13 protein-coding genes are annotated in these 14,526 nt (G+C 74.9%); 8 read left to right on the top strand and 5 right to left on the bottom strand.

The window, feature by feature from the left end; all coding sequences use genetic code 11:
• Window positions 1-56: 56 nt before the first annotated feature.
• The 5 genes from DCS98_RS00890 (at window position 57) to DCS98_RS00870 (ending at window position 8,255) form a co-directional block, all read left to right on the top strand.
• Window positions 57-1,958, top strand: coding sequence for a putative bifunctional diguanylate cyclase/phosphodiesterase (locus tag DCS98_RS00890; protein ID WP_116449472.1), 1,902 nt, complete (start codon window positions 57-59; stop codon window positions 1,956-1,958).
• Complete coding sequence (locus DCS98_RS00885; protein ID WP_116449471.1) at window positions 1,955-4,531, top strand: diguanylate cyclase domain-containing protein; 2,577 nt, start codon at window positions 1,955-1,957, stop codon at window positions 4,529-4,531. Before DCS98_RS00890 ends, DCS98_RS00885 begins: the two co-directional genes overlap by 4 nt.
• Before the next feature lie 123 nt (window positions 4,532-4,654).
• Window positions 4,655-5,464 (top strand): MBL fold metallo-hydrolase, encoded by an 810-nt coding sequence (locus tag DCS98_RS00880; protein WP_116449470.1) that lies wholly within the window; start codon window positions 4,655-4,657, stop codon window positions 5,462-5,464.
• Entirely contained in the window at window positions 5,461-6,090 is a 630-nt protein-coding gene (locus DCS98_RS00875; RefSeq protein WP_116449469.1) for a DedA family protein, read from the top strand. The genes DCS98_RS00880 and DCS98_RS00875 overlap by 4 nt, the downstream gene beginning before the upstream one ends.
• A complete protein-coding gene (locus DCS98_RS00870; protein ID WP_116449468.1) occupies window positions 6,087-8,255 on the top strand; it encodes a phage holin family protein in 2,169 nt (722 codons plus the stop codon). Before DCS98_RS00875 ends, DCS98_RS00870 begins: the two co-directional genes overlap by 4 nt.
• Before the next feature lie 49 nt (window positions 8,256-8,304).
• Here DCS98_RS00870 and DCS98_RS00865 read toward each other — a convergent pair whose 3' ends face one another.
• The 3 genes from DCS98_RS00865 to DCS98_RS00855 all read right to left on the bottom strand — a co-directional run bounded on the left by DCS98_RS00865 (window position 8,305) and on the right by DCS98_RS00855 (window position 9,995).
• On the bottom strand, window positions 8,305-9,030 hold the full coding sequence (locus DCS98_RS00865; RefSeq protein WP_116450090.1) for a GAF and ANTAR domain-containing protein: 726 nt from the start codon (window positions 9,028-9,030) through the stop codon (window positions 8,305-8,307).
• 398 nt (window positions 9,031-9,428) lie between these two features.
• Window positions 9,429-9,791 (bottom strand): iron chaperone, encoded by a 363-nt coding sequence (locus DCS98_RS00860; RefSeq protein WP_116449467.1) that lies wholly within the window; start codon window positions 9,789-9,791, stop codon window positions 9,429-9,431.
• A 9-nt stretch (window positions 9,792-9,800) separates the two neighbouring features.
• Complete coding sequence (locus DCS98_RS00855) at window positions 9,801-9,995, bottom strand: hypothetical protein (RefSeq protein ID WP_116449466.1); 195 nt, start codon at window positions 9,993-9,995, stop codon at window positions 9,801-9,803.
• Between the two features lie 201 nt (window positions 9,996-10,196).
• On the opposite strand from DCS98_RS00855, the gene DCS98_RS00850 reads away from it, so the two are divergent.
• Window positions 10,197-11,189 carry a glucosyl-3-phosphoglycerate synthase gene (locus tag DCS98_RS00850; protein WP_116449465.1) on the top strand — a complete coding sequence of 331 codons (993 nt, stop codon included), beginning with the start codon at window positions 10,197-10,199 and terminating at the stop codon, window positions 11,187-11,189.
• A gap of 71 nt (window positions 11,190-11,260) precedes the next feature.
• Complete coding sequence (locus tag DCS98_RS00845) at window positions 11,261-12,100, top strand: glycerophosphodiester phosphodiesterase (protein WP_116449464.1); 840 nt, start codon at window positions 11,261-11,263, stop codon at window positions 12,098-12,100.
• Window positions 12,101-12,130: 30 nt separating this feature from the next.
• Here DCS98_RS00845 and DCS98_RS00840 read toward each other — a convergent pair whose 3' ends face one another.
• Together DCS98_RS00840 and DCS98_RS00835 are read right to left on the bottom strand one after the other, a co-directional pair.
• A complete protein-coding gene (locus DCS98_RS00840) occupies window positions 12,131-12,796 on the bottom strand; it encodes an HAD family hydrolase (RefSeq protein ID WP_116449463.1) in 666 nt (221 codons plus the stop codon).
• Window positions 12,797-12,838: 42 nt separating this feature from the next.
• Window positions 12,839-13,957: an NDMA-dependent alcohol dehydrogenase gene (locus tag DCS98_RS00835; RefSeq protein ID WP_116449462.1), complete on the bottom strand. Its 1,119-nt coding sequence runs from the start codon at window positions 13,955-13,957 to the stop codon at window positions 12,839-12,841.
• Window positions 13,958-14,042: 85 nt separating this feature from the next.
• On the opposite strand from DCS98_RS00835, the gene DCS98_RS00830 reads away from it, so the two are divergent.
• Entirely contained in the window at window positions 14,043-14,474 is a 432-nt protein-coding gene (locus DCS98_RS00830) for a DUF5946 family protein (RefSeq protein ID WP_116449461.1), read from the top strand.
• Window positions 14,475-14,526: the final 52 nt, after the last annotated feature.

Raw genomic sequence — 14,526 nt, 5'->3', positions numbered from 1 at the left:
GGTGACAGATCGGTAACGACGCTGCAGCAGCCGGCGCGAGATCCCGATCAGACCGTGTGACCACCGCCCCCGTCCTGGGGCAGCCAGGGCCTGCGCTCCCGGTCGCGTCCCGCAGCGGACGCACCGGGCTGCTCGCCGTCCCCGTGGCCGTGGTCGCCGTCGCCGCCGTCGTGGGCGGCCTGCTCGCGGTGCCCTCCAGCCTGGGCCCGGTCGTGGCCGGCGCCGGTCTCGCCGTCCTCGTGGGCTTCCAGGCCACCCTGTGGACCCGCCAGCGCCGGCTCACCGGGGCGCTGGCGCGCAGCCAGTCCTCGTTCCGGATCCTGGTGAAGGGCAGCGTCGACCCCGTCGTCATCCTCGACGACCGGCTGCGCATCACCTTCGCCTCCCAGGGCATCGCCGACCTGCTCGGCGTCGATCCCGCGACCGTCGCCGGCCTGCCGGTGGTCACCTGCGTCCACCCCGACGACCGGTCCGAGCTCACCGGCGCCCTGGCCGCCGACCGCATCCGGCCCGACGAGCACGCCGTCCGCACCGCGCGGGTCCGGCACGCCGACGGCCGCTGGCGGCTGATCCAGGCCACCGTCCGCGACCTGCGCACCGACCCCGAGGTCGGTGCGCTCGTCCTGTACTGCCGCGACGTCAGCTCCCGCGGGACGACGGCGAGCATCGACCCCGACCTGCAGGAGTTCTCGCTCACCGACCCGGTCACCGGCCTGCCCAACCGGGCGGCGCTGGTGCGCCGGCTGGGCGCCGTCCAGCGGGACGCCGTCGGCCAGCCCTACGCCCTCGCGCTGGTCCGCATCAGCGGCCTGGCCTCCGAGGTCCTCGCCCCCAACGTCGAGAGCGCCGTCCTGCGCTCGCTGACCGCCCGGCTCACCCGCGCCCTGCGCGGGCAGGACTGGCTGGCCCGCGGCAAGGACGGCGACTTCGTCGTCCTCGTCGACGGCGGCATCGCCGACGCCGAGACAGTCGCCACCCGCCTCGTCGAGGCCGTCGGCCCGGTCCAGATCCCGGGCGGCTCGCTCCGCCTCACCGCCGTCGCCGGCGTCACCGCCCTGTGCGCCGACGTCGACACCGGCGAGGCCCTGCGCCGCGGCGAGCTCGCCCTGCGCAGCGCCCGCACCGCCGGCGCCGGCTCCGTGCACCGCTACGACGACGCCCTGCGCGTCGAGGAGGACCGGCGGGCCGCGCTGCGGGCCGACCTCGACGGCGCCCTGGAGCGCGGCGAGCTGCGGCTGGTCTTCCAGCCCGTCGTCGACGTCGTCATGCACCGCACCGTCTCCGTCGAGGCGCTGCTGCGCTGGCGGCACCCCGTCTTCGGCGACGTCTCCCCCACCGAGTTCGTGCCCCTCGCCGAGGAGTCACCGCTCATCACCGAGCTGGGCCGGTGGGTGCTGCGCGAGGCCTGCGCCACCATCGCCGGCCTCGACGAGGCCCTCGCGGTCGCCGTCAACGTCAGCGCCCGCCAGGTCCGCAGCGGCGAGCTCGTCCCCGACGTCCTCGCCGCCCTGGAGGACAGCGGCCTGCCGTCGTCCCGGCTGATCGTCGAGATCACCGAGTCGGTGCTGCTCGACGACTCGCACGTCATCGAGGACCTCACCGTGCTGCGCCAGCTCGGCGTCCGCGTCGCCGTCGACGACTTCGGCACCGGCTGGTCCTCGCTGGCCTACCTCGTCGGCATGCCGGTCGACGTGCTCAAGATGGACCAGTACTTCCTGGCGGACGTCGAGCACGACCCCGCCCGCCGCGCCATGTGCCGGGCGGTGCTCCAGCTGGGCAACAGCCTCGGCCTGCCCGTCATCGTCGAGGGCGTCACCGACGAGGCCGTGCTCACGCTGCTGCGCGACATGGGCCACCGCTACCTGCAGGGCTACGTCTTCGCCCGCCCGCTCGAGGCCGAGCAGCTCGCCGCCGGCGCCTGGGACGTCCCCGACCCCGTACCGGCGGTGGCACCGTGATCGGCCTGCGGGAGCTCCCCCGCAGCGTCCGCTGGACCGTGCCGCTGGGCCTCCTCGGCCTGGCCGTCACCGTGCCGTTCAGCGCACCCGACGGCACCGGCATGCAGTGGGACGAGGTCGTCCTCGGCGCCGTCGCCGCGAGCTCGGCGTGGGAGGCCTTCCGCATCGCCCGCGGCATGGACCGCACCGCCGGCCGCCCCTGGCGGATCGTCGGCGTGGCCGCGCTGCTGTTCATGACGGCCCAGTGGCTGGCCGCCGCCTTCCCCGGCCCGGCGCTGGACGGCTTCGGCTTCGACGACGTCCTCCTCTTCGCCGGTGCCGTCTCGCCGCTGCTGGTCTGCGGCCTGCTCGCCCGCCGGGTCAGCCGCACCCGCTGGCCGGCGCTGGTCGTCGACGGCCTCACCATCACCGTCGCGCTGCTCGTCGTCACCGAGGTGCTGCGCACCCCGATCGTCAACCCGGCGAACGCCCCCGACGACCTGCGCTCGCTCGTGCTCATGTACGGCGCCTACGCCGCGGTCATGCTCGGGGGCGCCGGCGCGCTGTGCACCGTCTCGACGGCGGCGCTGCGCCGCTCGGTCAGCGTCATGATCGGCGCCGTCGGCTGGCAGGCCACGGGCGGCGTGGCCGAGGCCATGGCGATCATCGACCCGTCCGCCGTCTGGACGGCGACCTCGGACGTCGCTGTGGCCATGGGTCTGCAGACGGTCGTGATCGCGGCGAGCTTCGCCCCGAAGCGCTTCGCCGACCACACCGAGCGCGCGGCCGCCCCGGTCGTCAGCCCCCTGGGCATGGCGCTGGTCGTGGGCGCCCTGCTCTCGATGCCCGTCGCCATCGGGCTCATGGAGTGGCGCGACCACTCGCACTCGAGCGCCGCCGAGTTCGGGATCGCGCTCGTCCTCACGCTCATGGCCGTGCGCCTGGTCCTCCGGATGCGCGAGGACGGCCGCATGACCGAGGACCTCGTCCGCAGCGAGGAGGACTTCCGCGAGCTGATCGAGGCCAGCTCCGACGGCATCGCGATCATGGACGCCGAGTTCCGGCTGCTGTTCACCTCGCCGGCCGCGCGCAGCCTGCTCGGGCTGCGCGCCGACGCCGAGGACGAGGTGTCGCTGCTCGACCTCGTCGACCCCGCCGACCGGGACGCCGTGTCCGCCGCCACCGTCGAGGTGCCCGCCGGCGAGGGCCCGCCGCTGCACTTCCGCGTCGTCCCCGCCGACGGCTCCGCCCGCGAGCTGGAGGCGACCTCGACCGAGCGGCCGGGCAGCGGCCGCCGCGTCCTCTACCTGCGCGACGTCACCAAGCGCCGCCGCCGCGAGCGCGAGCTCGAGCGCATGGCCTACACCGACCACCTCACCGCCCTGCCCAACCGCGCCATGCTCTTCCGCGAGCTGGGCGCGGGCTCCGAGGAGGAGCGCTGCCTGCTGGTGCTCGACCTCGACGGGTTCAAGGCCGTCAACGACGTCGCCGGGCACGAGGCCGGCGACCAGCTGCTGGTCGAGGTGGCCCGCCGTCTGCACACCGTCGTCCGCGACGACGACCTGGTCGCCCGCCTCGGCGGTGACGAGTTCGCCGTCCTGGTGACCGGTTCGCTTCCCGAGGCGGAGGAGGTCGCGCAGCGGGTCGTCGACACCCTCGGCATGCCGCACCGCACCCCCGACGGCACCTTCGCCGTGGGGGCCAGCGTCGGTGTCGCCGAGCTCGGCGCCGCCGGCGGCCAGGTCGCCTTCCGCGAGGCCGACGCCGCGCTGCGCGCCGCGAAGCAGGCCGGCAAGGGCTGCGTCCGCGTCGCGGGCGACGACGCCCCCGCGCCCGGCGTCGAGAGCGAGCCCGACTTCCAGGACGTCGTCGCCGAGGGCGTGTTCAGCCTGCGCATGGACGCCGCCGTCTCCCCGGACGGCCGCATCGAGCTCGTCCACGCCGTCCCCATGTGGAGCCACCCGGAGCACGCCGCCGTCCGCGGTCTCGAGCTGTGGGGCTTCGCCGAGCGCCAGGGCCGCGCCGCCGAGCTGCAGACCTGGATGCTGCACGAGGCGACCCGGATGGCCGCGCAGCTCCCCGACGACAGGATCGGCGTCGCCGTGAGCCTCCCGGCCGGCGTCGTGACGGCGGAGGGCCTGGCGGCCGAGGTCGCCGGGGCGCTGCGCGCCTCCGGCCTGCCGGCCGAGCGCCTCACCCTGTCGTTCACCGAGGAGACCCTCCTCGCGGGCACCGCGGCCCTCGTGCCCGAGCTCGAGGTGGCACGGGCCACCGGCGTGAAGCTGTGCCTCGACAACTACGGCATGGGCCACAGCCTGTTCGCGCTGCTCGCCCGCCTGCAGCTGGACATGGTCCGGGTCGACGTCGCCGCACTCGCCGCCCGGGACGACACCGACCGCGCCCTCCAGGTGCTGGCGGCCATCCTGCGCACGAACAGCGGCTTCGGCCTGACCACCATCGCCGGCGGGATCAGCACGCCGGAGCTGCGCGACGCCGTGCTCGCCGCGGGCGCCGCGCTGCTCAACGGCCGGCTCCACCCGCACGACCTCGACGCCGACGAGCTCGCCGCGCTGGTCGCCGTCCCCGCGGTCTGACCCGGTGTACAGCTTTCTGCACAGGAAGCCGGCTCAGGGTTTGCCCCCATTTCCGCCGCCGGCCACCCCCAGACGGGCGCAAACGCCTTGGGAACTGTCTCCGCCTCCGCGAATACTGGCGCCGTGACGAGCCCGGAGCTGCACTTCCTGGGCCACTCGACCGTCCGCGTCGAGCTGGCCGGGCGCACCGTGCTCACCGATCCCCTGCTCGCGCCCACCGTCGGCCTGCTCCGCCGGGTCGTGCCGCTGCCCGACCCGACGACGTGGGCCGGCGTCGACGTCGTCCTGATCAGCCACCTGCACGGCGACCACCTGCACATCCCGTCGCTGCGCACGGTCGGGCCGCGCACCAGGATCGTCGTCCCGCGGGGGGCCGCCGGCTGGCTGCGCGGCCGCGGCTTCCCCAACGTCGACGAGCTCTCGGCCGGCGAGGCGGTCTCCGACGGCGACCTGCGGATCACCGCCGTCCGCGCCGAGCACAGCGGCCACCGCTGGGGCCCGCGGTCCACGCACGGGCCGGACACCGAGGCCATCGGGTTCCTGCTCGAGGGCGGCGGGGCGTGCGTGTACGTCAGCGGCGACACCGGTCTCTACGAGGGCATGGAGCTGATCGGCGAGCGGGACGTCGACGTCGCGCTGCTGCCCGTCTGGGGCTGGGGGCCCACGCTCGGCCCGGGCCACCTCGACCCGGTCACCGCGGCGGACGCCGTGGGTCTCGTCCGCCCGGCGTTCGCGGTCCCCGTCCACTGGGGGACGCTGACCATCGCCGGAATGGCGTCGGTCCCCTCCCCGTTGCGGGCTCGTATGCGGCGGTTGCTGGTCGACCCGCCGCGCGCATTCGCCACCGAGGTCGCCGCGCGCGGCCTGGCCACCCGCGTCGTCGTCACCGAGCCCGGGGCCGCGGTCGACCTCTCCGAGGCAGCAGCGGCATGAACCTCGACCTGCTCGGCTCCGCCTGGGACGGCCACGACGCCGTGGGCTACCCCCTGCTCTTCGGCCTGGTCCTGCTCGGCTCGATCGTCCCGGTGGTCCCCACCGGCCTGGTCGTCGGCACCGCCGCCGCCTTCGCGATGACCACCGACAGCCTCGGGCTGACCGTCGTCCTCGCGGTGGCCACCCTGGCCGCGCTGGCCGGCGACCTGATCACCTTCGCGATCTGCCGCTTCGGCGGCCCGTCGGCGGTCCGCTGGGTCACCCGAGGCCAGCACGCCGAGCGGATCGACGAGGTGCGCGAGCAGTTCCGGGCGCACGGCTGGCAGATCATCGTGGCCGGCCGGCTGCTGCCCGCGGGCCGCATCCCGGTCCTGGTCGCCGCGGGCGCGCTCGCCTACCCGTGGCGGCGGCTGGTGCCGGCGTCCCTGCTCGCCGCCTTCCTGTGGGCGCTGGCCTACGCGCTGCTCGGCGTGGTCAGCGGCGGCATCTTCGACTCCCCGCTGATCGCCATGCTGGTCGCGACCGTCCTCGTCCTCGCGGTCGGCGCGGTCACGAACCTGGTCAGCGCCCGCCGTCGCCGTGCGGTGCACACCGCCCCCGAGCCGGAGCACTGCGAGTCATCGTGAGCACCGCCCCTCCGCACGGCCGGCTGCTGCGCACCGGCCGCACCCTCGCCCGCGTCGTCGCCACGTGGGCGGCCGTCACCGGCGCGCTCGTGGTGCTCAGCCACCGGGTCGAGGGCTTCGAGCTGCCGTCCTGGTGGCAGGCGCCGGTGATGGCGCTGCTGCTGGGCCTGCTGTCGGCGCTGGCCTGGCCGCTGGTCATGCGCGTGGCCCTGCCGATCGCCTTCTTCACCCTCGGCCTGGGCAGCTTCCTGCTCTTCGGGGCGCTGGTGCTCGCCGTCTCCTTCGCCATCCCCGGCGTGGTGGTGGCGGGCCTGAGCGAGGCGGTGGTCGTGGCGGTCGTGCTCGCCGCGGTCTCCGGTCTGGTCAGCAGCCTGCTCGCCGTCGACGAGGACGAGATCTTCTTCCGCCGGGCCCGCCGCCGCGCCACGGCTGCCGCCGCGGAGGGCGACCGGCCACCGGGCGTGCTCTTCCTGCAGATCGACGCGCTCGCCTACGACACCGCCCGTCGCGCGGTCCGCGACGGCTGGATGCCGAACCTGGCCGCCTGGATCCGCTCGGGCAGCCACACGATGACGTCCTGGCACACCGACTGGAGCTCGCAGACCGGCGCCTCGGTCAGCGGCATCCTGCACGGCTCCAACCACGACATCCTCGGGTTCCGCTGGTACGAGAAGGACCGCGACCACATCACCCGCGTCTCGCACCCGGCCGACGCCGTCGAGGTCGAGCGGCGGCACTCCGACGGGCGCGGGCTGCTCGCCCCGGACGGCGCCGGCCGCGGCAACCTGTTCACCGGCGACGCCGCCCACGTCAGCCTCACGATGAGCTCGCTGTCGCACGTCGTGCCGGCCCGCGCGCGGCGGACGCGCCGCACCCGCGACCGCGTCGGCTCGGGCTACTACGCCTACTTCGCCAGCCCGGTCAACGCGCTGCGCACCCTCGGCGTCTCGGCCGTCGACATCGTCCGCGAGCTGGCCGCCTCGGCCCGCGAGCGGCGCGACGACGTCCGGCCCCGCGTCTCCCGCGGCGGGATCTACCCCCTGGCCCGCCCCGGGGTCACCGTCATCTCCCGCGACGTCGTCGTCTTCGCGCTGCTCGAGGACATGCTGGCCGGGCGCCCCGTCGTCTACTCCGACTTCCTGGGCTACGACGAGGCCGCCCACCACGGCGGGCTGGAGCGGGCCGACAGCCTGGCCGTGCTGCGCAGCATCGACCAGCAGCTCGGCCGCCTGCACCGGGCGGCCTCGCTGGCGCCGCGGGAGTACCACCTCGTCGTCCTCTCCGACCACGGCCAGACCCAGGGCTGGGCATTCGCCGACCGGTTCGGCGAGACGGTCGAGGACCTGGTCGGCCGGCTCTGCGGGTCGCCCGGGACGGCGCCGACCACGGGCACCCGGGACAGCCGGCGCCCGGTCGAGGGCTGGCAGGTGGCCACCGCGCTCGGCGAGGGCGGCGGCATGATCGCCCGGCGGCTGCGCGAGCGGGTGGAGCGGGCCGGAGCGGTCCGTCACGACCACGACGTCGAGCCCGGGATGGCCGGCGACGTGCCGCGCGTGGCGCCCGGCGTCGTCTGCGTGGTCTCCGGCCACCAGGCGATGGTGTCCTTCCCCGACATCCCCGGCCGGGTCTCGCTGGAGGAGATCGAGCGGCACTGGCCCGCGCTCCTGCCCGGGCTGGTCGACCACGACGGCGTCGGCTTCCTCCTCGTGCACTCCGAGGAGTTCGGCCCGGTCGTGCTCGGCCGCGACGGGCTGCACCGGCTGGCGTCCGGCGTCGTCGTCGGCACCGATCCCCTGCTCCCCTACGGCGAGCACGCCGCGGCGCTGGTCGCCCGCGTCTCGGCCTTCCCGCACTGCGCCGACGTCGTGATCAACAGCCGGTACGACCCCGACACCGACGAGGCGTCCCCGTTCGAGCCGCACGTCGGCTCGCACGGAGGTCTCGGCGGCCCCCAGCAGCACGCGCTGCTGGCCTACCCGAAGGCCTGGACGGCGCCCGGCGAGGTCGTCGGTGCCGAGCAGCTGCACCGCGTGCTGCGCGGCTGGCTGACCGATCTCGGCCACCCCGAGCCGACCGGCGAGGGTGCCGCGATCGGCGAGGACAGCGTCACCGCGCTCGCCCGCGTGCCGGCCGTCGACCCCAGGGACCCGCAGCCGGTCCGCTGAGGTCCGACCGTCCCGTCACCGCCCTGCACCTGAGGCGGGCGACGACCGCTCAGCAGCGGAGCGTCCCCGGCAGCTCGCCGGTGCGGACGAGCTCCTCGGCGACCACCCGCACCTTGATGTTCTGCTTCATCGAGGTCTGGGCCAGCACCTGGAACGCCTTGTCGGCGGTCAGCCTGAACCGTTCCATGAGGATGCCCTTGGCCTGGTCGATCACCGCACGAGATGCCAGCGCCGCCTGCAGGTTCTCCGCCGTGCTCCGGGCGTCCGCGTAGGCCTGCATGTTGCCCACGGCGATCGCCGCGTACGGCACGAAGTGCATGGCCGCCGCACGCGCCTCCTCGTCGAAGGCCCGGGGTTCCCGCGCGTAGATGTTGAGTGCCCCGATGCTCCCCTCGCTGACGGGGAGCGGGACGGAGAGCGAGCTGCGCACGCCCAGCTCGACCACACGGCCCATGTAGTTCCGCCATCGGGTCTCGGAGAGGGTGTCCGGGACCTCGGTGACCTCGCCGCTGCCCGCGGCGTGCAGGCAGGGCCCCTCCCCGTGACCGAACTGGACCTCGTCGGCCTCCAGCGCCAGCGGGCCGCTGGACACCACCGCCTCCGGCCTGCCGTCGAGCACGAGGAAGACCGACGACTCGGTGGGCCTGGGCATCACCATCGTGGTCAGCTCGACGACCCGCCGCAGCAGGGAGTCCATCGAGTGGTCCCGCAGCGCCAGGGCACCGAGCTGCTCGAGGGCCCGGTGCGTCGTCGTCGAACGGCGGGAATCGCTCATGGCCAGGGCTCCGGTCGGTGACACCGGGGACGGATGACCTCGGCCGACAGCCCCGGGCGCTCACCCGTGAACCATCTGCAGCACGCCGCTGTGTGACGCGCTCGTGGACGCGGGCTCTCGGCGTCCAGGTCCGACCCTAGCGACCGGAGCTCATCGCGAGCATGACGATCGCGCGGCGCTCGGTGTGGCGCGATCCACCGGAGAGGGGCGGTTCCACCGGTCGCAGACCGACCGATGGAACCTGACCACGGGAGCTGGACTCTGAACCCGCCGATGGCTGGGTCCGACCGTACGGGTGATCCGCGTCCGACGGGATCGGCGAGGCACGCCCCGGGGCCCATTTCCCTGTCCGGCACGCCCGTCGCCCGCCGGCGGCCAGCACGACGGGCGGCCCGTCGTCAGGGGGTGGCCGCGCGGCGCCGCTCGAGCAGGACGGCGACGACCCGCTCGACCAGGTCGTAGGGCACGGGCCGGTCGTAGCGCAGCTGCATCGCGTCCTTGGCGCCGCGGTACGGCTCGACCTCGCCCGCCAGTTCGCCGTCCATCGGGGGGAGCGGGTACAGCCCCAGGTGCTTCTTCCAGGCCGCCGCGTGGACCAGCGGCCTGCCGTCGAGCACGAACGTGGGCATCCGGTAGCTGATCGTCTCGCCGACGCCCGGGACGACGCGGGCAACGATGCGGCGGACCTCCCCCAGCACCGTCCGCGCGTCCTCGGGCAGCGCGGCCGCGTACTCGTCGACGGTGCTGAAGCTGACGGCCATGCGGGCTTTCTACTGGGCGGCGACCGGCTGCGACAGCTCGACGGTCGCGATGCCGGGCCCCACGTTCCCCTGGGCGGGAGCGCCGGAGAGGTCGCCGAAGGCGCCCAGACCGGCGAGGGCGACGGTGCCGCCCAGGACCGCGGAGGCGACGACGAGCCGCGCACGGAGGACGCGGCGGGTCAGGGCTGCGTCGGTGCGGTTCATCGTGTCTCCTCGGTCCTGGGCGGCGGTTCCCCCTCGTGGTGCAGGACCGACTCTGCGCGCCGAACCGCACGGCGGACGACGGGGAACCGCAAGGGATCCGCAAGATGCGCCGCCGCCGGAACGGGTGGGAATCGGTGACGAACGCGTGAACAGGCGGGCGCCGTTCTGGCACGGAGCGCGCTCCTGGTCGACAGTGAGGCGATGAGACCCGACGCCCGCGCCTGGTTCGAGCACCGCACCTCGTCGGCCACCACCCTGGCCGAGCTCGATCTCGACGCCCTGCTCCGCGCCAAGCGTCGCGGTGGGCACCGCGTGAGCGTCGTCCTGCCGGCCCGCGACGAGGAGGCCACGGTCGGGCGCCTGGTCGCCGACCTGCGGAACCGGTGGGTGGACCGCCTGCCGCTGGTCGACGAGCTGCTCGTGGTCGACTCCGACTCGACCGACGGGACGGCCGCCGCGGCGCGGGCGGCCGGTGCCGACGTCGTCGCCGCCGCCGACGTGCTGCCCGGGCACGGCACCCGGCCCGGCAAGGGCGAGGCGCTGTGGAAGTCGCTGGCCGCCACGACCGGTGACCTGGTCGTGTTCCTCGACTCCGACCTCGTCGGCGACGTCGCCCACTACGTGCCCGGTCTGCTCCGGCCGCTGCTCACCGAACCGCACGTCCGGTACGTCAAGGGTTGCTACACCCGCCCGCTGGAGGTCGACGGGCGCGTGCAGCCGGCCGGCGGGGGGCGGGTCACCGAGCTCACCGCGCGTCCGCTGCTCAACGCGCTGTGGCCGGAGCTCGCCGGCTTCGTCCAGCCCCTCGGCGGCGAGTACGCCGGCCGCCGATCGGCGCTGGAGCAGGTGCCGTTCGTGTCCTCGTACGGGGTGGAGATCGGCCTGCTGATCGACCTGCTCCGGCTCGGCGGCCTCTCCTCGCTGGCCCAGGTCGACCTCGGGGTGCGTCGGCACACCTCGCAGTCGCAGGAGGCGCTCGGGGTCATGGCCGGCGAGGTCGTCTCCACGGTGCTGGCGCGGGCCGAGAGCGGGCGACCGGGACACCAGCCGCTGGCCGCCAGCGGCCTGCTGACGCAGTTCCGGCACGACGGGACCGGCTTCGTGCCGCACAGCCGCGCGGTCGCCGTGGACGAGCGGCCGCCCATGGCGACGGTCCCCGAGTACCGCTCGGAGCGGGCCGGCCTCGCCGGCTGACCCCCCGTAGCGGGGCGACCACGCGTCGGGGAGGATCAGCCGGTGCCGGTCGCTCCCCCCGTCCTGCCCGCGTGACCGCCGTCGAGGTCGTCGCCCACCGCGGCGCTACCGCCGATGCGCCGGAGCACACCCTGGCCGCCTACCGCAGCGCGGCAGCGGTGGGAGCCGACGCGGTCGAGTGCGACGTCCGGCTCACCCGCGACGGCGTGCTGGTCTGCGTGCACGACCGCCAGATCAAGCGGACGTCGAACGGGCGCGGCATCGTCTCCGCGCTGCACCTCGCGGAGCTGGAGCAGTACCAGTTCGGCCCCCGCCGGCCGCGCGGCCGCCACCGCTGGGCCGACGACGAGATCGCGTCCGTCACCGACGAGCCCGACGTCGAGAACGGGCTGGTCCTCACCCTCGACCGGCTGCTCGAGTACATCACCGCCACGCCCGGCACCCTCCGCCTCGCGATCGAGACCAAGCACCCGACGCGGCACACCCACAAGGTGGAGGAGGCGCTGGTGCAGAGCCTGCGCCGCTACGGCCTGCTGGGCAACGGCCGCCCGGTCGAGTGGGCCGGCAAGCCCGCCGTCCGGATGATGAGCTTCTCGCAGCTCGCCGTCCGCCGGATGGCCGAGCTCGCGCCGGCGGTGCCGACCGTCCTGCTCATCGGCAAGCGGCTGCGACCGGTCCGCCGGGAGCTGCTGGGCGGCAGCATGACGGCGCTGGGGCCGGGCATCGCGCTGCTGCGCTCGGACCCGGAATTCGTCGCCGACGCCCACGCGGCCGGCAAGGAGGTCCACGTGTGGACGGTCAACCGGCCGCGCGACATGGACCTGATGCGCGATCTGGGCGTGGACGCGGTCATCACCGACCACCCCGACGAGATGCTGCGCCGGCTCGGCCGCCGCTCCGCCGCCTCCTGACGGCAAGCTTCATCGCGATGACGCGCGCCGTCAGCTCAGGTCGGTGTCGTCCAGCGCGGCGGTGAGGTCGGCCGGGGTGTCGTAGATGGCGAGCGCGCCGGCGTCGCGCAGCTCGTCGTCCCCGAACCCGCCGGAGCGCACCACGATCGCCGGCATCCCGGCGTTCGCGGCGGCCTCGACGTCGTACACCGAGTCGCCGATGACCACGGCGGGGGCGTCCACCGGCTCGCCCAGCTTCTTCAGCGCCACCTGCAGCAGGTCGGGGGCCGGCTTGGTCTCCTCGACGTCCTCGCTCGTCGTCCAGGCGTCGGCCACGTCGCGGACGTCGAGCAGGTCCAGCGCGCGCTCCACGTGGTGCGGCTTGCCGGAGCTGGCCAGCACCACCCGGTGGCCGCGCTCCTTGAGGGCGACCACCAGCTCGCGGGCACCGGGCAGCAGCGCCGTCTCGCCCATCATCGGGTCGACCTCCTCGACCCAGCGCTCGCGGGCGGCGTCGCCGATGCGCTCCTCGACCTCGTCGCCGCCGATCGCGCGCACCAGCTGGTCGCCGCCCATGCCGATCAGCCGGTGGATCCGCCAAACCGGGTAGGTCTCGCCCAGCGACCGCAGCGCCCGGTACCAGGCGAGGGCGTGCTGGTAGTTGGTGTCGACCAGGGTGCCGTCGACGTCCAGGACGGCGATGCGCTGCTCACTCATGCCTCGCCCCATGCCCCGATCCGGGCGTTCTGTACCGAGAGCTCAGGACTTGGCGTGCTCGAGGAGGCCGCGGATCGTCTCGCCGGCCGCCTGGTCGCGGTAGCCCTGGTCGACCTTGTCGAGCGCGTACCGGCGGGTGATCAGCCGGTCGAGCTCGAGCCGGCCCTCCTCGTGCAGGCGCAGCAGCATCGGGATGTCCTTGAACGGGTTGCACGACCCGAACAGCGATCCCTGGATGCGCTGCTCGAAGACCGTCGCCAGCTGGCCGCCGAGGGAGACGTCGCCGTCCTCGGGCCGGTCGGCCAGTGCGGTGAGCACGAGCGTGCCGCCCTTGCCCAGCGCCGACGCCGCGCCGGCGTACGCATCGGCGGACATCTTCCCGACGGTGACGACGACGACGTCGGCGCCCGTGCCGCGGGAGAGCCGGCGGGCCAGACCGGTGGCCTCCCCGGCGTCGGCGACGGTGTGGGTGGCGCCCAGCGACTCGGCGAACTCCCGCTTCATCGCGACCGGGTCGACGCCGATGACGTGCATCGCGCCGGCGTGCACCGCGCCCTGCACGGCGTTGACGCCCACGCCACCGAGGCCGACGACGACCACCGTGTCGCCGGGCCGGACCCCGCCGGAGTAGACGGCCGATCCCCACCCGGTGGGCACGCTGCAGGCGACCAGCGCGGCGGTGTCCAGCGGGAGCCAGGGGTCGATGCGCACGCAGGAGAACTCGCTGAGCAGCGTGTGCTCGGCGAAGGCGCCGATCATGCAGAAGCCGCCCAGCGGCTCCCCGTCCAGGCGGAAGGGGTAGGTGCCGGTCGGCAGCTCGCCCTTGGCGATGGTCGCGCCCTTGTCGCAGAGGTTGGACCGGCCCTGCGCGCAGAACCGGCAGTGCCCGCAGGCGGGGAGGAAGCTGGTGACGACGTGGTCGCCCGGCGCGACGGAGGTGACGCCGGGGCCGACCGCGAGGACGACGCCCGAGCCCTCGTGACCACCGACGATCGGGTAGCGCCCGCCCGGGTTGGAGTGCCGCAGGTGCTCGTCGGAGTGGCAGAGGCCGGCGTAGGCCATCTCGACCAGCACCTCGCCCGGGCCGGGGTCGAGGACCTCGAGGTCGACGATCTCGTACTCGGTCCCGGCCTCGCGCAGCACGGCAGCTCTGGTTCGCACGCGGCCATGCTGCCTGCCGTGGCGCCGGCGGCTGCACCGGCCCCTCGGCGCCGCGCGGGAAGCCGGCGTGCGGCACGATCGGGCGGTGCCCGCGGACGTGCCCTCCCAGCCCACCGAGACCTGTCCCGGCTGCGGCGCGGTCCTCGTCCCGGTCCCGGACGGCGGTCCCCGGCACCCGGGCGCCTCGGCGTCCTGCGCCCGCCTGTACGAGGTGACCCTGCGCGGGCTGCGCGAGGAGGCGGACGCCGCCCCGGGTGGGGACGCCGTGGTGGCGCTGGCGGACGCGGCGTACGACGCGCAGCACCCGGTGGCCGGGAGCCCGGAGCAGCTGCGCGCCGCGCTGGACCGCCTCGGGGCGCGCACCGGCCTCGCGCTGACCCCGCCCCCGCACGCGTGGCGCACCACGATCGCCGACGTCGCGGCCGACCTCGACGTCATCGACCTGCAGGTCCTCGTCGAGTCGTGGGCGCGCGCCGTCTCCGACGACTGGGCCACCGTCGCGACCCATCGCGGGTGAGCCGGCTTCTTTCGTGCCGCTAACCAGATCAGATACTCAGCGTGCTTATGCT

This window comes from Blastococcus litoris (assembly GCF_003075095.1).
GTDB lineage: Bacteria > Actinomycetota > Actinomycetes > Mycobacteriales > Geodermatophilaceae > Blastococcus_B > Blastococcus_B litoris.
The sequence above is the reverse complement of the archived record's forward strand: the minus strand, read 5'-3'. Positions and strand labels throughout refer to the sequence as shown.